At 57.1% G+C, this 19,391-nt stretch carries 20 protein-coding genes and 2 pseudogenes; 18 read left to right on the top strand and 4 right to left on the bottom strand.

Going from position 1 to position 19,391, the window contains the following annotated elements; genetic code table 11:
- Both ACPYOP_RS20400 and ACPYOP_RS20405 read left to right on the top strand, forming a co-directional pair.
- The coding region (locus ACPYOP_RS20400) for a hypothetical protein (RefSeq protein ID WP_481412237.1) at nucleotides 1–188 on the top strand (188 nt) is incomplete at its 5' end.
- Nucleotides 128–259, top strand: a pseudogene (locus ACPYOP_RS20405) (SOS response-associated peptidase); the annotation flags it as partial. The gene ACPYOP_RS20400 and the pseudogene ACPYOP_RS20405, both read left to right, overlap by 61 nt.
- A 31-nt stretch (nucleotides 260–290) precedes the next feature.
- On the opposite strand, the gene ACPYOP_RS20410 reads toward ACPYOP_RS20405, so the two are convergent.
- Both ACPYOP_RS20410 and ACPYOP_RS20415 read right to left on the bottom strand, forming a co-directional pair.
- Nucleotides 291–650, bottom strand: coding sequence for a hypothetical protein (locus ACPYOP_RS20410; protein ID WP_481412160.1), 360 nt, complete (start codon nucleotides 648–650; stop codon nucleotides 291–293).
- Between the two features lie 97 nt (nucleotides 651–747).
- On the bottom strand, nucleotides 748–2,340 hold the full coding sequence (locus ACPYOP_RS20415) for a bifunctional 3-(3-hydroxy-phenyl)propionate/3-hydroxycinnamic acid hydroxylase (RefSeq protein ID WP_481412161.1): 1,593 nt from the start codon (nucleotides 2,338–2,340) through the stop codon (nucleotides 748–750).
- A gap of 98 nt (nucleotides 2,341–2,438) precedes the next feature.
- On the opposite strand from ACPYOP_RS20415, the gene ACPYOP_RS20420 reads away from it, so the two are divergent.
- From ACPYOP_RS20420 to ACPYOP_RS20450, 7 genes are all read left to right on the top strand, one after another.
- A complete protein-coding gene (locus tag ACPYOP_RS20420; protein WP_481412162.1) occupies nucleotides 2,439–3,041 on the top strand; it encodes a TetR/AcrR family transcriptional regulator in 603 nt (200 codons plus the stop codon).
- Nucleotides 3,042–3,075: 34 nt separating this feature from the next.
- Nucleotides 3,076–5,031 carry an acyl-CoA synthetase gene (locus ACPYOP_RS20425; protein ID WP_481412163.1) on the top strand — a complete coding sequence of 652 codons (1,956 nt, stop codon included), beginning with the start codon at nucleotides 3,076–3,078 and terminating at the stop codon, nucleotides 5,029–5,031.
- Nucleotides 5,032–5,042: 11 nt separating this feature from the next.
- Complete coding sequence (locus ACPYOP_RS20430; protein ID WP_481412164.1) at nucleotides 5,043–5,996, top strand: fumarylacetoacetate hydrolase family protein; 954 nt, start codon at nucleotides 5,043–5,045, stop codon at nucleotides 5,994–5,996.
- A gap of 11 nt (nucleotides 5,997–6,007) precedes the next feature.
- Complete coding sequence (locus ACPYOP_RS20435; RefSeq protein WP_481412165.1) at nucleotides 6,008–7,264, top strand: NADH:flavin oxidoreductase/NADH oxidase family protein; 1,257 nt, start codon at nucleotides 6,008–6,010, stop codon at nucleotides 7,262–7,264.
- Nucleotides 7,261–7,695, top strand: a complete 435-nt coding sequence (locus ACPYOP_RS20440) for a VOC family protein (RefSeq protein ID WP_481412166.1) — start codon at nucleotides 7,261–7,263, stop codon at nucleotides 7,693–7,695. The genes ACPYOP_RS20435 and ACPYOP_RS20440 overlap by 4 nt, the downstream gene beginning before the upstream one ends.
- Nucleotides 7,692–8,366, top strand: a complete 675-nt coding sequence (locus ACPYOP_RS20445) for a VOC family protein (protein ID WP_481412167.1) — start codon at nucleotides 7,692–7,694, stop codon at nucleotides 8,364–8,366. The genes ACPYOP_RS20440 and ACPYOP_RS20445 overlap by 4 nt, the downstream gene beginning before the upstream one ends.
- Nucleotides 8,367–8,842: 476 nt before the next feature.
- Nucleotides 8,843–9,100 (top strand): hypothetical protein, encoded by a 258-nt coding sequence (locus ACPYOP_RS20450; protein ID WP_481412168.1) that lies wholly within the window; start codon nucleotides 8,843–8,845, stop codon nucleotides 9,098–9,100.
- Between the two features lie 188 nt (nucleotides 9,101–9,288).
- On the opposite strand, the gene ACPYOP_RS20455 is transcribed toward ACPYOP_RS20450, so the two are convergent.
- On the bottom strand, nucleotides 9,289–10,866 hold the full coding sequence (locus ACPYOP_RS20455) for a 4-hydroxyphenylacetate 3-hydroxylase N-terminal domain-containing protein (protein WP_481412169.1): 1,578 nt from the start codon (nucleotides 10,864–10,866) through the stop codon (nucleotides 9,289–9,291).
- 246 nt (nucleotides 10,867–11,112) lie between these two features.
- On the opposite strand from ACPYOP_RS20455, the gene ACPYOP_RS20460 reads away from it, so the two are divergent.
- The 8 genes and pseudogenes from ACPYOP_RS20460 to ACPYOP_RS20495 all read left to right on the top strand — a co-directional run.
- Entirely contained in the window at nucleotides 11,113–11,727 is a 615-nt protein-coding gene (locus ACPYOP_RS20460; protein WP_481412170.1) for an FAD synthetase, read from the top strand.
- Complete coding sequence (locus tag ACPYOP_RS20465) at nucleotides 11,720–12,244, top strand: flavin reductase family protein (RefSeq protein ID WP_310235163.1); 525 nt, start codon at nucleotides 11,720–11,722, stop codon at nucleotides 12,242–12,244. Before ACPYOP_RS20460 ends, ACPYOP_RS20465 begins: the two co-directional genes overlap by 8 nt.
- 51 nt (nucleotides 12,245–12,295) lie before the next feature.
- The gene (locus ACPYOP_RS20470; protein ID WP_481412171.1) at nucleotides 12,296–13,165 is read left to right on the top strand and encodes a dioxygenase family protein; all 870 of its coding nucleotides are present in this window, start codon (nucleotides 12,296–12,298) and stop codon (nucleotides 13,163–13,165) included.
- Between the two features lie 64 nt (nucleotides 13,166–13,229).
- A complete protein-coding gene (locus ACPYOP_RS20475) occupies nucleotides 13,230–14,408 on the top strand; it encodes a muconate/chloromuconate family cycloisomerase (RefSeq protein ID WP_481412172.1) in 1,179 nt (392 codons plus the stop codon).
- Between the two features lie 8 nt (nucleotides 14,409–14,416).
- Nucleotides 14,417–14,812 carry a hypothetical protein gene (locus ACPYOP_RS20480; protein WP_182566142.1) on the top strand — a complete coding sequence of 132 codons (396 nt, stop codon included), beginning with the start codon at nucleotides 14,417–14,419 and terminating at the stop codon, nucleotides 14,810–14,812.
- Nucleotides 14,809–15,678: an alpha/beta fold hydrolase gene (locus ACPYOP_RS20485; RefSeq protein WP_481412173.1), complete on the top strand. Its 870-nt coding sequence runs from the start codon at nucleotides 14,809–14,811 to the stop codon at nucleotides 15,676–15,678. Before ACPYOP_RS20480 ends, ACPYOP_RS20485 begins: the two co-directional genes overlap by 4 nt.
- A gap of 7 nt (nucleotides 15,679–15,685) precedes the next feature.
- The gene (locus tag ACPYOP_RS20490) at nucleotides 15,686–16,582 is read left to right on the top strand and encodes a LysR family transcriptional regulator (protein WP_481412174.1); all 897 of its coding nucleotides are present in this window, start codon (nucleotides 15,686–15,688) and stop codon (nucleotides 16,580–16,582) included.
- 186 nt (nucleotides 16,583–16,768) lie between these two features.
- Nucleotides 16,769–17,038, top strand: a pseudogene (locus ACPYOP_RS20495) (SOS response-associated peptidase); the annotation flags it as partial.
- Nucleotides 17,039–17,247: 209 nt separating this feature from the next.
- On the opposite strand, the gene ACPYOP_RS20500 reads toward ACPYOP_RS20495, so the two are convergent.
- On the bottom strand, nucleotides 17,248–17,811 hold the full coding sequence (locus ACPYOP_RS20500) for a TetR/AcrR family transcriptional regulator (RefSeq protein ID WP_481412175.1): 564 nt from the start codon (nucleotides 17,809–17,811) through the stop codon (nucleotides 17,248–17,250).
- A 107-nt stretch (nucleotides 17,812–17,918) separates the two neighbouring features.
- Between ACPYOP_RS20500 and ACPYOP_RS20505 the strand changes: the two genes are divergently transcribed.
- Nucleotides 17,919–19,328 carry an amidase gene (locus ACPYOP_RS20505; RefSeq protein WP_481412176.1) on the top strand — a complete coding sequence of 470 codons (1,410 nt, stop codon included), beginning with the start codon at nucleotides 17,919–17,921 and terminating at the stop codon, nucleotides 19,326–19,328.
- Nucleotides 19,329–19,391: the final 63 nt, after the last annotated feature.

Consider the following 19,391-nt stretch of genomic DNA (forward strand, 5'->3'; position numbering starts at 1 on the left):
GCCTGATCAAGGCCCATCGGCAAAAGACGATCACCCTCATGGCGCCCGCGTCAACGCGCAGGGAAATGCGCGCTTACTACACGACCCAAGAACTTGGCCTAACTCAACCGACCAAGGCGCGTGTTGCCAGGAGGCGGGCGGCAATGGACCGAACGTCTGGTTCGCACGCAATCACAGTAAGCCGCTGATGTTCTTTGCCGGCATCCATGTTCCTCAATGGACCTCCGTGCGCAACGTCAAGGATGGGCCAACAACCGACAAGGGGCTGGTCGTCGCGTCCCGACAGCCGCTCAATGCAAGGACGCCTGTTCAGACAATAACAGCTCATGCACCGCCGCATCGACGATCTCCTTGAGCCTACGCCAACCGTAGAGATCACGCTCGCTCACTCGTTCTTGGATCACAGCCAGCATCCAGCCGGCCGCAACGGCGTCATCAGCGCTCTTGTGGACGTTGAAGCGCTTCAGACACGCCTCAATGCAGGCGCGAGCAGAGCCGCCGTCACGTTCTATTGTCGCTATGAGAGATCGCGCCTCCTGATAGGCCCGTGCCGTGCGCCGCTTACCTTGCACGCCGCTCTCGACAATTTTTCTGACGGAAAAGAGTAAGGCTCTCAGCAAGTCGGCCGTTTCGTCAGGCACCACTGTCATACACCTCCTGAGGCCTCACTTGCTTGGCGATCTCCCTGCGCGAGGAAATACCGATCCGTTCCGATGCCGGTCATGAAGATCTATCCACGGGCGGTCTTCAGAAACCTTGCGGAGGCGAGTGGAAAACCTGACGCTCCACCGTCTTCAGCATGTTGTTCAAATCGCGCGCTTTGCAGGCCCCCATAATGATTCGATCGGGCCGGACGAGGATTACCGTCTCCTCCCCCTTTGGCGAAACCGGCGCGTTCATCCTTCGAGTATAGCCGGCAGAATTTGTAACTGTTTGATTTGGCGCAGCGATCCAGATTTTCGTTGCCCGCAATTTCCGGAGAACTTCAATGGCATAAGCGTCGAGATAACGCTCCATATCAACGCCTAGACCAACCAGTGCGAAGTTGTTCCCGAGGACCTCGTCGCTGCGGCATTCATTTCCCTCCACATCGACCAGCCATTCCTGGGGTAACATCGAACCAGATTTTCGACGAGCTCCCCAAGAAGGCTTTAAAAAGAGCCCGCGACGATATCTGTTGGCAGGTCGAATGCCCTGCTCCTCCAGGAAACGCCGAAGTCCAGGTACCGTCCGTACGATTTTCATCATTCCGTGAGTGGTAAAAGCAGCGACGCGGTTTCGCGGCATGATTAGCTTGCCCATAAACCGTGCAAGATTGATCATCTTCTTCGCGTGCGGCCTGCGTTCGCAATCATAGCTATCGAGGGTATGTTCGGCTGCGTCCCCTTTCAACACATAGGCCAACTTCCAGGACAGGTTCGCGACATCTCGCAACCCCGACACCAGGCCCTGTCCGACGAAGGGTGGAGTTATGTGCGCAGCATCGCCGACCAGAAAGACGCGGCCCTTGCGATAGGAAGCTGCACTTCGCGCGTGAAAGCGATAGACTGCTCGACGTTCAATCTCCATTGCGCCAAGGCCACCCCAAGGAGCGAGCAGCTCCTCAACTTTAGCGTCAGCCTCCATCTGCTGTCTGCTCTCGCCTCTACGGAGCATGAATTCCCACCTTTGGCGCCCACCTGGTGCAGTCATGTGGGGGGTTGGCCGCCGATGATCGCAAATGAACTCCACATGATCTATTGGCGTGCGGACATTGCCAGCATCAATTATAAGCCAGTCTTCTGCAAAACTCTGTCCTTTGAAATCCAATCCAACTTTTGTCCGAATGGTGGAACTCGCTCCATCGGCGGCCACCAGGTAACGCGCTCGCACCTCGACATCCAGTCCATCCGGCCCTTCAATTTTCGCGGTTACACCACCTTCGTCTTGCACCAGATCGACGAAACTAACCCCAAAACAGGTGGTGATCGAACCGCTTTCGGCCAGCCGATCTCTAAGCGCCCGTTCCAAGTCTGGCTGATAAAAGGTGATCTGCGCGGGATGAGTATCAATTTCAATCCCGGTGTTGATGCGCGCAAACTCGCCGAATAGCGGCGAGACAAACCTCACATATGGTATTTTGACCTTGTCGAAAGCAGCATCATCAATGCCGGCCGACTGCAGAATTCTCAATGCGTCAAAGTCGAAGGCGATAGCCCGCGGCATCTGACAAATGTCCGTGGCCTTATCGATAATAAGCGTTGATATCTCGCGTTTTCCAAGCATGAGCGCAAGCGTCGCCCCCACCGGGCCACAACCGATGATCAACACCTCAGTGCGCAATGGGATATTGCAAGCCATTTTCTTCCTCTTAGCGAGCAACAATCTAGAAATGAGCAATGTTGACATTATTTGAACATTGCTGTTCAATATTGTCAATCGCTGTTCAGGAGACGTCGGTGAACGAAATATCGATTGCACAAACTAAGATCTGCGAGGCAGCCATGCGGCTCTTCGCGCAGAAGGGAACCTCGGAGGTGAGCGTTAGCGAACTCGCGCAAGCTGCCGGGGTGGCAAGGGGAACGATTTACAACAACTTCCCAATGCCTGAGCGCTTGTTCGAAGAAATCGCAACGCGTTTGGCCAACGAAATGCATGAGCGAATAGCGGCTCAGTCCAATGAGTTCCTGGATCCTGCTCTGGCCGTTGCAAATGGATTACGTCAGTTTGTGAGAAGAGCCCACGACGAGCCTGATTGGGGACGCTTCATCCTGCGTTTCGCTCTTTCGAACGATTCCCTCAAGGGTGTTTGGGCGGGGCAGCCTGCAATCGATCTCATGCGAGGCTTGAATGAGGGCCGATTTAGCTTTCAGCCCCATCAAGCGCCTTCGATTCTCGCCATGATAGCGGGCACTGGACTTACCGGGATGCTGCTTGTTCTCGAAGGTCACAAAAGCTGGCGAGAAGCGGCTACCAGCGCGGCCGAATTCGTCCTTCGCGCCCTCGGCGTGAGCGAAAGTGAAGCGCAAGCATTAGCCCGCTCTGGGTTGGCTGCAAAATGACGGCTCGCAACCATCATTTGAATGGAAATGGATTATGTTGAGATTATTAAGAGATAGCACCATTCGTCCTCAAATATCGAGCCAAGAAGATCTTGAGGGATTTGAGCGCGTCCCTTTGACACGACGGCGGCTGCCGGAGAACACTTACGAAATGCTCAAACGTACCGTTGCGGTTGCGTCGGACGCACCCGCGTTGTCGTTCTTCTTGCGCGCCGGCGATTTCCGCCGACCGACGACTTGGACCTATATTGAACTTTTCGAGGAGATCACGCGCACAGCAAATGCGCTACGTCGACTCGGTGTCGGCCGGGACGACGTCGTTGCGTTCGTCTTGCCAAATCTTCCTGAAACGCATCTTGCGATTTGGGGCGGCGAGGCGGCAGGCATCGCCTTTGCAATCAATCCGTTGTTGAGCGCCGAGCAAATCCGCGACCTCCTGAACGAAGGAAACGCGAAATGGCTGATAACGCTTGAATCCACGCCCGGCACCGATATTTGGGAGAAGGTCAGCAAGGCTGCCGCCGAATGCAAGCAGCTTGAAGGAGTTCTAACTGTCAGTGTTGGGCGTTATATCGGAGGGCTTTCTGGCGGAGCCTTTCGCATCCTATCCCATGCAAGGAGGTTGCGCCGAAAAGCCCATCGCGGATTGCGCATTTTGAGCTTTCGCAACGAAATTGCAAAAGCGCGAGCTGATCGTCTTGAGTTCAGCCCGCCCTGTGCGGAAGATGTGTCATCCTACTTTTGCACCGGCGGTACGACCGGAGCGCTGAAAATTGCCAAGCGCACCCACCGATCGGAAGTTTTCGATACCTGGTCGACGCAAAACTTTCTGGTCGATGCATTCGATGTGGGTAAGGCGATTTTTTGTGGTTTACCTTTGTTTCATGTCAACGGGCAATTGGTAACGGGTCTCGCGCCCTGGAGTGGTGGAGCACATGTCGTCTTGGGCACGCCACAAGGTTACCGCGGTGAAGGCGTCATTCAAAACTTTTGGAAGATTGCGGAACACTATCGAATCTCAGCTTTCTCGGGTGTGCCGACGGTCTATTCCGCGCTGCTTCAGGTAGCGGTCGATGATCATGATATTTCGTGTATCAGTTATGGTTTTTGCGGCGCGGCACCGATGCCAGTCGAGCTATTTCGCAACTTTGAGACCACAACTGGCATCAAGATTCTCGAAGCCTATGGTCTTACCGAAGGCGCATGTGTTTCGAGTGTCAATCCGCCGGCAGGCGAGCGCCGAATTGGCTCAATAGGATTGCGCATCCCATACCAAGAAATGGCGGTGGTCCGCGTTGATGAAAATGGCGACGTGGCTGGATTTGCGCAGGCGGATGAGGTCGGCGTTCTGGCAATCCATGGTCCTAACGTGTTTGATGGATATGTGCATGCCTGGCAGTCAGAGGGACTTTGGCTGGATCTGCAAGGAAAGCGCTGGCTCAACACAGGCGACCTCGCTCGCCAAGACAAGGACGGCTATTTCTGGCTAGTCGGGCGCAAAAAAGAGCTGATTATTCGTGGCGGACACAATATCGATCCGAAAACGATCGAGTCCGCCATAGAGGATCACCCAGCGGTGCAACTCGCCGCCGCCGTCGGTAGACCAGATCGACATGCCGGGGAAATTCCTGTGCTTTATGTTCAGCTCGCTCCGGATGCGCGTGCCTCGGAAGTCGAGCTTCTCTCTCACGCGATAGCCCGAATTCCCGAAAGAGCCGCCTATCCCAAATCTATCAAGATATTGGAGAGGCTTCCAACGACAGCGGTTGGCAAGATTTTCAAGCCGGGCTTGGTAAGCCTGGAAATAGAGGACGTGGTTCGGCAAGAGGCAACAGAAGTAGGCGCCACAATCCATTCTCTCTCAGTTGCGCAAGAGCCGAAACGAGGGATGGTCGTCCGCATCGAGGTCGAAGGAGACGGCACTATCTCGCTTCGGAAAAAGCTCGGCAATTACACATTCCATTGGGAATTCATCGCGCACACAAAGTAAGGAGAGCAACAATGGCAACCAACCTTGTGCGATATAAGATCGGCAAGCATCAACATTGGGGTGTGGTGCACGATGATGCCATTGCACCGCTTGATGACGTCTATCCCACAACCGCTGCATTGATCGAACACGGTGAGAAAGATTGGCGAGCTGCTTGTAATCGCGCGGCCAACGTTTCCTTTCTGGATGTAGAAATCCTTCCACCCGTCACCGCTCCCGCGCGCTTGATATGTCAGGGAGCAAATTATCGGCAACATATGCTTGAATCCGGGTTGAACCCCGATGCTAAGACTTTCAACATGTTTTTCGAGAAATCGGACTGCTCCCTGAATGCACCGTTCGGTAACGTGCGACGTCCTGAACATGTCCGGTTGCTCGACTATGAGATCGAACTGGCCTTAGTATTCAAGAAGCCAATCACGGAGTCGATTACAGTTTCCCATGAAACGCTTCGTGAGTATGTCTTTGGGATTACGATCGCCAATGATATCTCGGCCCGTGACATTCAGATCCCGGAGAGCCAGTTCTTCAAAGGAAAGAGCTACCGGGGATTTTGCCCGGTTGGTCCTTACTTGACCATATTGGATGCTGCAGAATTCCGCTATCTCGATCAGCTTGACTTAACATTGTCAGTCAATGGTGTAACGCGCCAGCAGGACAATACGTCCAATTTGGTCTTTAAACCCGCCGAGACCATTAGCGAACTATCCACATTTTCAGATGTAGCGCCGGGTGATGTCTTACTCACAGGAACACCTGCGGGCTGCGCACTGCGTATTCCACCCCCTCTGATGAGAAAGTTCATGCAATTGGTACTGCCGGAAAAGAAGCTGTGGGCAATGTTTCGGAAGAGCCAAGCCAAGCGCGGACAATACCTCAAGCACTACGACATCGTCACCGCACGCATTCGAAGTGCAGATGGCATCATCAATCTCGGCGAACAGCAGATACAGATCGTCACATAGGAGAAATGTCAATGTCGACGAGTGCGCTCTTTCAGCCATTGACGCTTCCAAACGGAGCCGTCTTGCGCAACCGTATCGCCAAGGCTGCGATGGAGGAAAACCTGGCGAACACGGATCATGCCCCGGACGAAAGGCTATGCAGGCTTTATGGCCGATGGAGCGAGGGTGGCGCCGGTCTGCTCTTGACCGGAAATGTGATGGTGGATGGTCGTGCAATGACTGGCCCCGGCGGCGTTGTCGTGGAGAGCCTCAAGCATTTTACGGCATTACGCCGATGGGCCGAAGCGGGAAGGTCACACGGGACGCACTTCTGGATGCAAATCAATCATCCGGGTCGCCAGATGCGGGCTAGTCTTCGCCAGCGGACGATTGCTCCCTCACCGATCCCGATGCGGCTCGGCAAGTTCTCTAAAATGTTCGATATTCCCCAGGAAATGACCGAGCACGACATCGAAGATGTCTTTGCGCGATACGTTGAAACGGCAATGATTGCGGAAGAAGCAGGGTTCACGGGGGTCCAGATCCATGCCGCCCATGGTTATCTTCTAAGCCAGTTCCTCTCGCCGCTAACCAATCAACGAACTGATCGCTGGGGCGGAACGCTCCATAATCGTGCGCGACTTCTTCTCGATATTCTTCGGGAAATTCGTTCCAGGGTCTCTCAAAACTTTTGTCTCGCCGTAAAGATCAACTCCGCTGACTTTCAGCGCGGCGGCTTCGAGATGACCGACGCTGTCCAGGTCGTGCGTTGGTTGAATGAAGTGAACGTCGATCTCGTTGAAATATCCGGGGGGAGCTATGAGGCTCCCGCCATGCAGGGCGGCGACACGGCAGAGGGGAAGCTGGAGCGCGAGGCCTACTTTTTAAGATTTGCGAAGGAGATTCGGTCGATCGCTGCGATGCCCGTTATGCTGACAGGCGGGATCAAGCGAAAGATCATCGCCGAACAAGTGATTGGCGAGGGTATTTCCGTCGTTGGCATGGCAACCGCCCTTGCGATGCGGCCAGATCTTCCCAATCTCTGGCGCGAAGGCAATGCGATCGACGTTGTCGCACCACGTGTAAACTGGAGGAGCAAGCCTCTGGCGTCGCTGGCGACCCGTTCGCTCGTGGACGCGCAGATACAACGGCTCAGCCGCGGAAAAAAGCCGACCAGATGTGCCCTCCCGGCACTTGCTCTTTTGCAAGCCCAGCGACGAACCGCACGCCGAACGAAGCAGTACATCGTATGGGCAGGTAATCAGAAACAAAAGGGAATCGCACAATGACCCTACCAAGGCCTGTGCACGCCGCGAAGCTCCAGCACCACGTATTCTATGTGACCGACTTGGAGCGTTCAAAGGAATTTTACACGCGGCTCTTCGGCTTGCAGTTTTCCGCCTTGAACCATCCGGATAGCAGCGCTGCTATGAGGTTGTCACAGCAGGAGATGCATTTTTTCTCATTTGGCTTTCACCATCACGACCTCTGCTTGGTAAAGCATCACAAACTAACCATGGACAATGGTTCGATGCTTCATTTCTCCCTGGTAATTCGCGGATCCGAAACTTTCGATGCCATTCGATCCCGAGCGCAGGATATCGGCTGCCATTTACGTGAAGGAAGGATGCTTGCCTCGGCGAAACAAGAAACTCGTGCTTTTTGCCTCCAAGATCCCGATCGACATTGGATAGAAATCATTGAGGAGAAGCAGCCGTGACCGTGGCCCCCATTCCGCCCAATGTTTTGCCACCCTTTAAGCAGCGTTTCGGAGGCTTGCTCCGGCGGAAGTGGTTCCGCGAAATGGTGCTATTGTGGCCTACTCTCACGCGACAGCGGTTTTCAAACAAAACCGAGGATTATGGCGTTTTTCAACCTTCCCTCGTGTCGCACATCGGTCAACTCTCAATTTATGTTCGTGACATTGCGCGCAGCCGCGATTGGTATGAGCAGGTCGCAGGCATGATCCACAGCCGCACTTGCGACTGGGAGCCGCATCCCTACAAGGAACAATGGGAAATCCGGTGTTGCTACATGAGTGCCTCCGGCCATGACGAATGCCTGGTTTTAGTCGAGCAGCTTGATCCCGAGGGAAATCGCGTCGGATCTTCAGGGATGAGCTTCTTTCATTTCGCGCTCGAGCTCGAAGGCAACCGATTGGAGGATGTTTTGGCATTCGCGGAAAGCCAGCGAGCAAATCGTAATCGTCTCAACTACGGTCCTGTCCGCCACAATAGCGAGCCTCCGCTCGGTGACGGAGAGACCGGCGGGAACGTTGCCTGCTATATGTATGACCCCGATTGGCATAATGTGGAATTCTGCGGCGCCATGGATACGGTCGAGAATTATCGCGCTCGATATGGGGACACAAAAGGTTCTGCCCGCCGCTAGAGCTCGCAACTCGTTCATTCAACATGAGGTGCCATTGGCCCCGATTTTTCTCCGATGACGCATCGTTCCCCTCTGCCAGCCACGGTCTTGGATTGGTTGTGGCGGCTTTCGAAAAGATAGCGATCGCTTACAGATATGAGACAATTCAAATCGCTGAATGCGCCACCGGGGCTACCATCGAGGCCGCTGCAATCGCAACAAACAAAGCGATTAGCTCCGATTCGCGTCTACTTACCTATTTTGTTCATGAAGGTAAAATCGCATTCAAAGGGAGCCCCACCGACGAACCTGAGCCCTTGCCGGTTGACCATGCGAACTAGCATAGTTCGAGCCGTCCGTTTCCTCTCTGATGGGAAAGCTGTTTACAAAAGAAGATATTATGGCCCGCCGCAAACTCGATCGACCGACCTTCAAACAGAGGCAAGTATGGGTCTTCTCATAGAAAGAGCTGATTTCGCCTTGGAAAGCTGCAGCGAATGACCAAGCCCGTCCGGATCAATGGCCCAAGTAAGTTAGTGGCCACAACAGATGCCTACCATAAGGAATGCATGTTTGCCATGGAGCCTTCTCTGGTTAAGTTGATGGACTTGGCGATCGAGGCCGGATGGGATCACGATCAAGTTGCTTTTGCCTTCGTCTGCTTCGCGATGTCCCGTTTGGACGGTCCTACGCTTTCGAACGCCGAAAAGTCTGTTATCGAATTTTCGAGGACTGCGAGCATCCATAAGAACTAGCTTTGTGGGATTTTGTCCCCTGGTGATGTAGATCGGCGCTTGGCCTGGTCGAAGTTGCAACAGCTCCGCCCGGCGTTCTACGTCAAAGAGAGGCCTGTTCCGGCGGCGAACATCATTGTCCGCCGACCGGCTTTATGGCACCGCGTAATCGCGTCGAGTCTGCGAGCGGGTGACCGCCCGGCCGTGGCTCAGCTTTGTGTCATGCGGCGGCCGACAAGGCTGATATCGTCGGGATTGATGAGGTCACCGCTTGTCCAGCCGGACAAGTCGTATTCGCTCATGCAATCCTTGACCATCGCCTGCATGGCCGCGAGATCGCCGGTGGCGGTGGCAGCTCCCAGGGTCTCGATACGGAGATTTTCGTAGTTGCCGGCGTAATTGCGCTCGTAGAGTTCATGGCGACCGCCGAATTCCGTACCGATTGCGTCCCAAAGAAGCTTGAGGAGCTTGACGCGGTCGAGTGCTGCATAGCCGTTTGATCCACGGACGAAGCGGTCGAGATAGGGGCGAACGGCCTCGCTTTCGAAGTCTGCGGCGCTGGACGGCAGATAGATCAGACCGCTGGCAACATGGCGCTCTATCAGTTCCTTGATCCGCGGATAGGCCTGGGGCGCGAGCACGCGATAGGCAAGGCCGGCATTCAAGTTGGGCAGGTTGTAGCCGTCGGTGCCCTGCCAGGCAACAGGCGATTTGACCATGGCATCGCTCAGCGCGTGGAACGTGTTGCGCCAGGCAATCACTTCACCGACACCGGCCTGCACGCCGCGAAAATCCTTTGAACCGGTCGCCTCCACTGCCATCGAGAACAGGCCGGCGATGAAGTCCAGTTTGACGGAGAGACGCGTCAGACCATGCAGGGTGAAGCGCGGAATAAAGCCGGATGCCGGGAAGAACTGGTTGATCTTGTCGACATCGCCATAGATGAAGATGTTTTCCCAAGGCACGAGCACCTTGTCGAAGACCAGAATGGAATCGTTCTCGTCGAGGCGGCTGGAAAGCGGATAGTCGAACGGGGAACCGGTCGCGGCGGCATTGAACTCATAGGACGAGCGCGCAATCAGCTTGATACCGGGCGAGTCCATCGCCGCCGTGAAGATCAGCGCGAAGGATTTGTCCTTGATCGGGATGCCGTAATGGGCGATGAAGTTGTAATGGGTGAGCGCCGACCCCGTGGCCACCACTTTGGCACCCGAGACGATCAGACCCGCATCCGTTTCCTTTTCGACATGCATGAAGACGTCGCGCACTTCCTCAATGGAGCGGTCACGGTCGATGGGCGGATTGACGATGGCGTGGTTCCAGTAGTCGAGACGTTCCTGCGTCCGGCCATACCATCTGCGGGCATTTTCGGCATATTCGCCGTAGAAAGCGGAGTTGGCGCCCAGGGTGCCGAGGAAGGATGCCTTGTAGTCCGGCGAACGACCCATCCACCCGTAAGAAACCTTTTGCAGTTCGGCGATGGCATCGCGCGATTTCACAAGATCTTCCGTCGTCTTGGAGCCGAGGAAGAAGGGGTGGGTGAGCTTGCCCGAACCCGTATCGGTCAACACGCCGATTTCGTTCTTCTTCTCATGGAAACGGTCGTACCAGCGGGAGACCATGCGGGCCGAATTCCGGAAGGCCGGATGCTCGGTGACGTTTTTCACGCGTTCGCCGTAGATATAGATCTCGCGGCCGTCCTGGATGCTTTCCAGGAATTCCGCGCCTGTATAGGCGTCGGTCGTTGCCTGATGTTCAGGACTCCGCTTGGCAGCCATGTTGTGCATGTCGTTTCACTCCTCCGTTTGGCCGGCCAAGGTATCTGCAAGCCGGTATTCGACGTCAGGGAGCGCACTCCTAACGCTCCCCGTTCGTCAGAAGCATGCGCTGGAATAGGCCCGAACGATAGGTATCATGCGATACCGCATCGGGTATCGCCGCGGCGCAAATCCAGCGGTAGCATCCAGCAAGATCGATGCTTGAGTGCCCGTTTCTTAGGGCTCCGCTCGGTAGCGATCGCATCGGAGGAGACCATGGACCAGCATCTTGAATTCCCCGCCTCGATCCATCGGCAGGACACTCTGAAACTGTCGGGCTGCGTGCAGACGATTGGTGCGTTTGATGGTGTCCATCGCGGTCATCAAGAGCTGATCCGCACTGCAGTTCGCCACGCCCGCAGGCTTGGTCTCCCCTCCGTCGTTTATACGTTCGATCCGCCGCCAAAGGCCCTGCTGGCCGGCGCCCAGCCGCTGACCGAAATTGGCGACAAGCTTGCACGGATGTCGGCGCTCGCGCCCGATCATATCGTCGTCGCATCGTTCGACACCGCCTATCGGGCACGCACGGCGGAGGATTTCATCAGAGAGATCGGCGCGTTCAACCCGCACATGATCTGGGTTGGCGAGGATTTCCGCTTCGGTTCCTGCAAGCGCGGAAATAACGAGATGCTGGCGCGTTACTTCGACACGCACATTTTGCCGGCCGTACGTTGCGAGGCAGGCGAAATCGTCTCCAGCAGCCGGATCCGCGCGCTCAAGGCGGCCGGCCGGTCGAACGAGGCCGCCCGCCTTGAGGGGTGGCCTGGCATTAGGTTCGATAGACGTTCGTCGGTGAATTTTCCCGCAACCAATGGGGGCTATCATGTCTGATGTCGAGCCTCGGGCCTTCCGCGACGCCTGCGGCGCTTTCGCCACGGGTGTCAATGTCATCACCACACATTGCGACGGACATGAACACGGCATGACGGCCAACGCCTTTATGTCCGTTTCGCTCGATCCGCCGCTTGTAGCCATTTCCATTGCCGAGAAGGCGAAGATGCTGGGCAAGATACAGCGTGCCGGAAGGTTTGCGGTCAGCGTGCTTGCCTCCGGCATGGATCCGATCGCCTGGCATTTTGCGGGAAAACCGAACGACAACCTGCAGAATCTCTTCGAGACCATTGGCGGTCTGCCGGTTGTCCGAGGCGCCCTGGCGACCTTTGTCGCCGAGGTTCACGACGAGATTCTGGCCGGCGATCATACGATATTTCTGGGTCGCGTGACTACGCTCGTCCAGGCTGCGGAGCCGCAACCGTTGCTGTTTTTCAAGGGTAAGTTCGGGGAGATCGAGGACACCCGGCGCGCGCCGGCCAGTATGCTGCAAATCGAAACAGAGCTGATGTGGTGAGATTTCCTCATCGGTCCGCAAATACAACGAGACGCATCCAAGGAGGAGAAAATGCGAAACGTCACCCAGCAGAACATATCCGATGTCGTGATCGCGGCATTGTCGGCGGATATTCCCGCTCGTAACCGGGAGATCCTGACGAGCCTAATCCGCCATGTCCATTCATTCTGCATCGAAGCGAAGATCACACATGCGGAACTCATCGCTGCTTGTCAGTTCCTGGTTCGCGCCGGGCACATTTCTGATGACGCCCGCAACGAGTTCATCCTGCTGTCCGATATTCTTGGCGTGGAAGTTCTCGTTGACATGCTCGACCACAAGGTGAGCGATGGCGAGAGCGAATCCACCGTCCTCGGCCCGTTCTATCGCGAAAATCCGCCCGTTCTGCCCAAGGGCGCTTCCATCATCCAGAAGCATTTTGAGGGCAGCCAGACAGTGCGGGTCAATGGCACGATCCGCGATACGACAGGCCAGCCAATTTTCGACGCGATCATCGATGTCTGGGAAGATGCGCCAAACGGTCTTTACGAACAGCAGGATCCCGACCAGCCGGATTACAACCTGCGCGGCCGCTTCATGACCGACGCGAACGGCGAATACAGTTTTGTCGGCATTCGGCCGGCACCTTATCCAATCCCATATGATGGCGCTGCCGGCGAGTTGCTCAATTACATGGGTCATCATCCGTGGCGGCCCGGCCATATCCACTTCATGATCCAGAAGGATGGCTATCAGGGGCTCGTATCGCAGATCTACGATGCCGATACCCAATATCTCGACAACGACTCGGTCTTTGCCGTCAAGGAAAGCCTGATCGGCAGGATGGACCAGGCTCCGGCGGGCTCAGACACCGACCTTGTCATGCAGTTCGATTTCAAGCTCAAGCCTCTCGCAGGCCAGACGGCAATCGCTGCGGAATGATAGAAAACCCCGTTCGATCCTTCCCCGGTCGGGCGGGGGCTCGTTTTTGACAGGTAATGTAGACATGACGCTCGCTTTCACAGAGACCGTTGTCCCCCATGACCGCGCACCGGATCTCCTGCGCGACACGCTGATCCGCTCTGTGACGGCGACGATTATCGAAGCACCGACCGTGCGTCAGCACAAGCTCTCGAATACCGAGATCGCCTATCAGGGGTTCGTTCTGGTGCGTGTGCAGCTTGAGAACGGCGTGGTGGGCGTGGGCGAGGCCTCGACGCTTGGCGGCCCGCGCTGGGCCGAGGAAAGCGTGGAATCGATATGGGCGGCCATCACCCATTACCTGGCTCCGGCCCTGATCGGCCAGCCGGCCATGCATTTCGAGGCCAACGCGGTGCGGATGGGAAAGGCCGCAACGCGCAACTTTTCCGCAAAGGCTGCAGTCGAATCCGCGCTTTTCGATGGCGTCGGACACTCCCTGGGCTTGCCTGCGAGTGCCCTTCTCGGCGGCGCGGTGCGCGACCGTATCGGCGTGATCTGGGCGCTGGCCTCAGGAGATCCGGTTCAGGAACTTGAGGAGGCGCGCGAAAAGCTTCGCCTGCGTCAGCACAAGGAATTCAAAATCAAACTAGGCTTCAACACGCCGGAAACCGATATCAAGCGTTTAGAGCAGCTGCGCAGCGGCCTGGGCGATGACGTAAAGCTCATCGTCGACGTCAACCAGGCATGGAGTGAAGCGCAATGTATCCGTCTGTTTCCGGCTCTCGACGAGCTGGATGTCGCGCTGATCGAACAGCCTGTCCCGGCCAGTCAGCGGGAGGCCATGGCCCGTATCGCTGCTCGCACCCGCATCCCTCTTCTGATTGATGAAGCCGCCTTTACCAAGGAAGAACTGGCAAGCGTTGCGGCCATTGGCTGCGGCAGCGTCTATTCGCTCAAGCTGGTGAAGAGCGGAGGGCTTCTGGAGCTCAAGCGCGCCGCCGGCGTGGCTCAGTCATTCGGTATAGAACTTTATGGTGGCTGCCTGCTCGAGAGCAGTATCGGCGCGGCGGCGCATATGGCGGTGTTTTCCACCCTGCCAAAACTGGAATGGGGCAGCGAGCATTTCGGCCCCCGCATTCTGGTTGATGATCTGGTTGAAGAACCGCTGATCTTCGAGGAATTCGAGATCCGGCTGCCGCAAGGCCCGGGTTTGGGAATTGCGCTGGATGAAGACAGGGTGCGTGCTATGTCGCGCAGGAAGTGAGAGGTGTCATGAGTATCAACCGGCAGCAGGCGCGCCAGAGGCTGGAAGACATGGCGGTCGCTCTCGACCGCATGCCCTATATCGTGCGCATGGGACGGCTCTTCAACGAAACCGTCCTGATCGAGATCGACGGAAATGAATTCTATCTCGCCTTCGACAAGGGCAAGGTGGCCGAGATCAAGGAGGGGCCGAGCAAGAAGCTGCCATGGCGGTTTGCCTTGCGCGCTCAGGGGCAGGCGCTCTGGGAGTTCTGGCAACCCCTGCCGCGTCCCGGCTATCACGATATTTTCGGTCTTGTGAAATACGGGTACGGCCGCATCGATGGCGATATTCTGATCCTGGTCAAGAACCTGCGCTATTTCAAAGAGTTCATGGCGCTCGGACGTCAGGAGGCGAACCCATGACAGCACATATTGAGGCAATCCTCGGCCGCTACGTCAATCTCGCTATCAACGGCGTTGCCCACCGCATCTATTTCGAAGAAGCGGGCCGGGGCAGGCCGGTACTCTGTCTGCATACAGCGGGTGCCGATACGCGCCAATGGCGTTTCGTGCTCAATGATCCCGACTTCACGAATGAACACCGCTACATCAGCTTTGACATGCCCTGGCATGGCAAGTCATTGCCGCCCGAGGGGTTTGAAACTGAAGAATATCTCCTGACCACAGAAGCCTATATCGACGCCATTCTCTCCCTCTGCGTCGCGCTGAAGCTCGACAGGCCGTTGCTCGCCGGCTGCTCGATGGGTGGGCGGATCGCTTTGCAACTGGCGGCGCTTTATCCCGACCGCTTTTCCGGGTTCATAGCCATTGAGGCGTCCGATTTCCAACCCGCTTGGTACGACATCGATTGGTTCCACCGGCCGGACGCGCATGGCGGCGAAATGGGGGCCGCACTGGTGTCTGCCAACATAGCCCCGCAGGCACCGAAACCAGAGCGGTGGAACACGCAGTGGATGTTCATGCAATCCGGTCCCGGGGTGTTCCGCGGTGACCTGAGCTTTTACACCCAGGACGACAGTCTAATTGCACGGCTTGGCGCAATCGACACGACGAAAACCCCCGTTCATATCATGTGCGGCGAATATGATATGACCTGCACGCCGGAGGACGCACGGCGCACGGCGGAAGCAATTCAGGGTGCGACCCTTGCGATCATGAAGGATCTCGGTCATTTTCCCATGAGCGAGAACCCGAAAGCTTTCAAGCCCTATTTCATGAAGGCCATGAAGCACATGGCAGCTTCGACTGCAGAATTGACGGAAGCCTAAAGAAGCGATGGACTTCAAGCGACTGAGTTATTTTCTTGCCGTGGCGGAGGAATTGCACTTCGGCCGCGCTTCGACGCGGTTGGGGATCGCGCAGCCGCCTCTAAGCCGGCAGATAGCACAGCTTGAGAAGGAGATCGGCGCGGTCTTGTTCGATCGCAGTCGCAGCCAGATTCGTCTCACCCAGGCAGGAGAGCTTCTGCTGGAGCGGGCGAAGGAAATCCTCGAACGCATCGACCAGACCGAGCGCGAGGTCATGAGGATCGGCCAGGGCGTTGCGGGTCGATTGCGTATCGCTTTTGTCGGCACGGCGACCTATGGATTGCTGCCCAACATTCTCCGGGCCTTCCGCACAGCCAATCCCGCGATCGATTTGGCACTTTCGGCCATGAATAACGCTGAACTCAAACGAGCGCTCATCCAGCGCGAGATCGACATTGCGGTCGCCCGGCCCTCTATCGAGGATCCGGAAGTGAAATCGGAATCGCTTGGAAGGGAACCGCTGATCCTCGCGCTCCCCGATACGTTTGCGGAAGGCGAGCACGCCCTTGCCGATCTGAAGGGGGAGACGTTCATTCTCTACCCTCGCCGGCCCCGGCCGAGCTTCGCCGATTTCATCATTGATGTCTGTAAGAGGGACGGCTTCATTCCCGCCTCGCAGGTCATGGCGCAGGACTATCTCACGGCGATCAGCTTGGTTTCCGTCGGGGTCGGAATCTCGCTCGTTCCCCTCTCGGTGTCTCAGAACCAGCGCCCTGGAGTCGTCTATCGTGCCTATCGGGGTAGCAATCCCGGCACGGAATTGTCACTGAATTACCGCCGCGACAACCGCTCGCAGCATGTGTTCCGTTTCGTCTCCCTGGCCCGTCAAATGGCGCGCGAGCAAAGCCCGCCTCATCTTGGTTAATGCCGCCCTCGATCTCGTCCCCCGGCACGCACATCGGCGCGCCGTCGATCCGAGCAACAAGGATTTCATGATCCTGGTCTTCTCCTCCTAAGAGCCACCTCCGGCCCGGTTATTATGCCGCTGCGCCGGTTGCGCCGACGGAAGACCCTCCATTTGTGTGGCCTACGACTGCCTCGCGTCCGTTAGGTTTACGATGCCCTCACGACCGACGACCTCTGTGGTTTCCTGACCACGGACCCGAACGATCTCGTGAAGCCCAGCCATGAAAAGGCTATGCCGGTGCTGTTGCTGTCGAAGGAAGAGACCGACACCTTGATGCGCGCGCCGTGGGAGGAGGCAAAGGAGCTTGCCGGCCCGCTTCCGAACGATGCGTTGATCATTTCGTCGCGCGAACCCTACGGGTCAACGATCGTCTCAACATCCGGAGAGCCGGTGGAACAGGGCAGTCTGCTGTAACGCCTGAGCTTTAGCTTGATTGTATCGGAAAACGAAAAAGCCTGCCGCGTGAGGAGGTGCGGCAGACTTTTCGAAATATTGAACAGCGGCTGGGTGTCAATCGGCGTTGTAACGGGACCCCATATCGGCTTCCATGCCTAATCACAGGCTGGGAGGAGGAGTGCCGCTGTTTCGTCAGGCGCCCCTTGGGAGGAGGAAAGGGGCAACCTTCAAGAGGGTATCAACCCTGCGGCGCGGTAGCTTTCGACCATTGCGTCGAAGAGCGAAATGTCGGAGCGGCTGCGGGCGAGAAGCTGCGCCCCTGCGACGGCCGCGAAAATAGCACGGGCGCGAGCCTCGCTTTCAATCTCTCCGACCAAGCCCGCCTCTACCAAACGCTCTTTAAGCCAGGCGATATTAACATCCGCGAAGGTTTGAACCTGCTTGCGCACCGGCATGGGAAGGTCATCGTACTCCGCGCCAAGGAAGCTTCCGAGGCAAAGGCGGTTGCCGTTCTCCAGAGACATCCGGAACGTCTCCGGATACTTGCGGAGACTTGCCTTCGGATCGCTCTCGGTGTCGGCGACCTCTTCCAGCCACGCCTTCGTGTCCTGCCAGTAGCGCTCGGCGATCGCTGCGGCGAGATCGGCCTTGCTCGGAAAGTGATGATAAATGCTCGCGGCCTTGATGCCGACCTCAGCGGCAAGCTCGCGCATGTTAAGGCCGCCGTAGCCATGTGCCTGCGCGCTCAGCCGACCGGCCGCCATGATCGCTTCTTTTGCATTTCCCGACAATATACCAAACTCCACCAAAGCCTAACAAATGTTAGATAGTGGTTGACGACTGGTTTGTAAAGCACTAACTCTTCCTAGCCTACCAACTGTTAGTTAGAGAGAATTCCATGAGCAATGAGCTGATTTATTCCGATGCCACCAGACTTGCCGAACTCATCCGCACACGGCAGGTCTCGCCTGTCGAAGTCGTCCAGACGCATCTCGACCGCATTGGAGCGGTCGATCCACAGGTCAATGCGATCGTGACCGTCGCCGAAGGCGCTCTGGACGCCGCGCGTAAAGCCGAAGCTGCTGTGCTTGCAGGTGAGGAGCTGGGTCCTCTCCACGGCGTGCCGTTTACCGTCAAGGACTCGATCGATACTGAAGGCGTCCTGACGCAACGCGGTTCGCCCATTTTCAAGGGACGCACACCCGACCGCGACGCCACCAGCGTCGCCCGCTTGAAGAAGGCTGGCGGCATCCTGCTCGCCAAGACCAATCTGCCGGAGTTCTCCTACTGGATCGAAAGCGACAATCTTCTGACCGGGCGCTCGAACAACCCGTGGGATCTGGGGCGAACTCCGGGCGGATCGAGTGGCGGCGAATCCGCAGCCATCGCCGCCGGCATGTCGCCGCTTGGTCTTGGAACGGATCTCGCGATTTCCGTGCGTGGGCCCGCAGCACAGACCGGCATCACTTCGATGAAGGCGACCCATGGTGGCGTCCCTATGACCGGGATCTGGCCTCTCGCGCCACGCCGTTTCTGGCATGTCGGGCCGATGGCTCGTTCGGTGCGTGATATCGCGCTGGCCTTCTCGCAGCTTGCAGGGCCGGACGGGGAGGATGCTTTCTCTTCCAGCACCGTTCCGTTCGACGCGGGCATCGGCCGCCAGCCGTTTCGACAGCTTCGTGTGGGCTGGATGGTCGGCCCCGGCTTGGGTCCCGTCGATCCAGAAGTTGTCGCCACCGTAAAGGCTGCCGCCGAAGCGCTGAAGAATATAGGTCTTTCGGTGGAGCATGTGGGCATCCCTGCCCTCGAAAAGGACTTCGCCCTCGACGTCTTCAACCGTCTGCACGTCATGGAGATGAAGCCGGTCTTCCGCGAGGCGACTGCTGGTCGTCGCGACGAGGAACTCTACAAGATGGCGAAGGCGATGCTGTCGCTGCCCGATACATCAATGGCGGATTACATCGACGCCGAGCAGGCGGCCGAGCGGCTGCGCGAGGGCTATGCCGACTACTTCTCCCGTTATGACGTTCTCATCACCCATGTCCTGCCCATCCCTGCCCACAAGCATGGCGTGGAAAAGTTCGTGATCGACGGCCAGACGGTGGATGCGACCTTCCTCCAGGGCGCGACTGTGCCTCTGAATGTCACTGGTCTGCCCGGCATGTCGATGCGGTTCGGCACAAGCTCAGAAGGGCTGCCAATCAACGTCCAGATCGTCGGCAAGTGGCAGGCGGAATCGACGATCCTGCACGTGGCCTCGCTTCTGGAAGCTGTCAGCCCGACCCGCGGCCTGCATCCTCAGCTCTGAACGCTTCAGCCTGTCTGACACGGCCTTTTCCAGTGGGGAAGGCCATTTTCTTCGCCACTTCGG

The sequence above is a fragment of the Rhizobium sp. KNZ2-6A genome (assembly GCF_056755475.1).

Bases quoted from the DNA above. Each gene is read 5' to 3' on its own strand.
- ACPYOP_RS20410 (WP_481412160.1), bottom strand. From the start codon at position 650: ATGACAGTGGTGCCTGACGAAACGGCCGACTTGCTGAGAGCCTTACTC.
- ACPYOP_RS20415 (WP_481412161.1), bottom strand. From the start codon at position 2,340: ATGGCTTGCAATATCCCATTGCGCACTGAGGTGTTGATCATCGGTTGT.
- ACPYOP_RS20425 (WP_481412163.1), top strand. From the start codon at position 3,076: ATGTTGAGATTATTAAGAGATAGCACCATTCGTCCTCAAATATCGAGC.
- ACPYOP_RS20430 (WP_481412164.1), top strand. From the start codon at position 5,043: ATGGCAACCAACCTTGTGCGATATAAGATCGGCAAGCATCAACATTGG.
- ACPYOP_RS20435 (WP_481412165.1), top strand. From the start codon at position 6,008: ATGTCGACGAGTGCGCTCTTTCAGCCATTGACGCTTCCAAACGGAGCC.
- ACPYOP_RS20440 (WP_481412166.1), top strand. From the start codon at position 7,261: ATGACCCTACCAAGGCCTGTGCACGCCGCGAAGCTCCAGCACCACGTA.
- ACPYOP_RS20450 (WP_481412168.1), top strand. From the start codon at position 8,843: ATGACCAAGCCCGTCCGGATCAATGGCCCAAGTAAGTTAGTGGCCACA.
- ACPYOP_RS20455 (WP_481412169.1), bottom strand. From the start codon at position 10,866: ATGCACAACATGGCTGCCAAGCGGAGTCCTGAACATCAGGCAACGACC.
- ACPYOP_RS20460 (WP_481412170.1), top strand. From the start codon at position 11,113: ATGGACCAGCATCTTGAATTCCCCGCCTCGATCCATCGGCAGGACACT.
- ACPYOP_RS20465 (WP_310235163.1), top strand. From the start codon at position 11,720: ATGTCTGATGTCGAGCCTCGGGCCTTCCGCGACGCCTGCGGCGCTTTC.
- ACPYOP_RS20470 (WP_481412171.1), top strand. From the start codon at position 12,296: ATGCGAAACGTCACCCAGCAGAACATATCCGATGTCGTGATCGCGGCA.
- ACPYOP_RS20475 (WP_481412172.1), top strand. From the start codon at position 13,230: ATGACGCTCGCTTTCACAGAGACCGTTGTCCCCCATGACCGCGCACCG.
- ACPYOP_RS20480 (WP_182566142.1), top strand. From the start codon at position 14,417: ATGAGTATCAACCGGCAGCAGGCGCGCCAGAGGCTGGAAGACATGGCG.
- ACPYOP_RS20485 (WP_481412173.1), top strand. From the start codon at position 14,809: ATGACAGCACATATTGAGGCAATCCTCGGCCGCTACGTCAATCTCGCT.
- ACPYOP_RS20490 (WP_481412174.1), top strand. From the start codon at position 15,686: ATGGACTTCAAGCGACTGAGTTATTTTCTTGCCGTGGCGGAGGAATTG.
- ACPYOP_RS20505 (WP_481412176.1), top strand. From the start codon at position 17,919: ATGAGCAATGAGCTGATTTATTCCGATGCCACCAGACTTGCCGAACTC.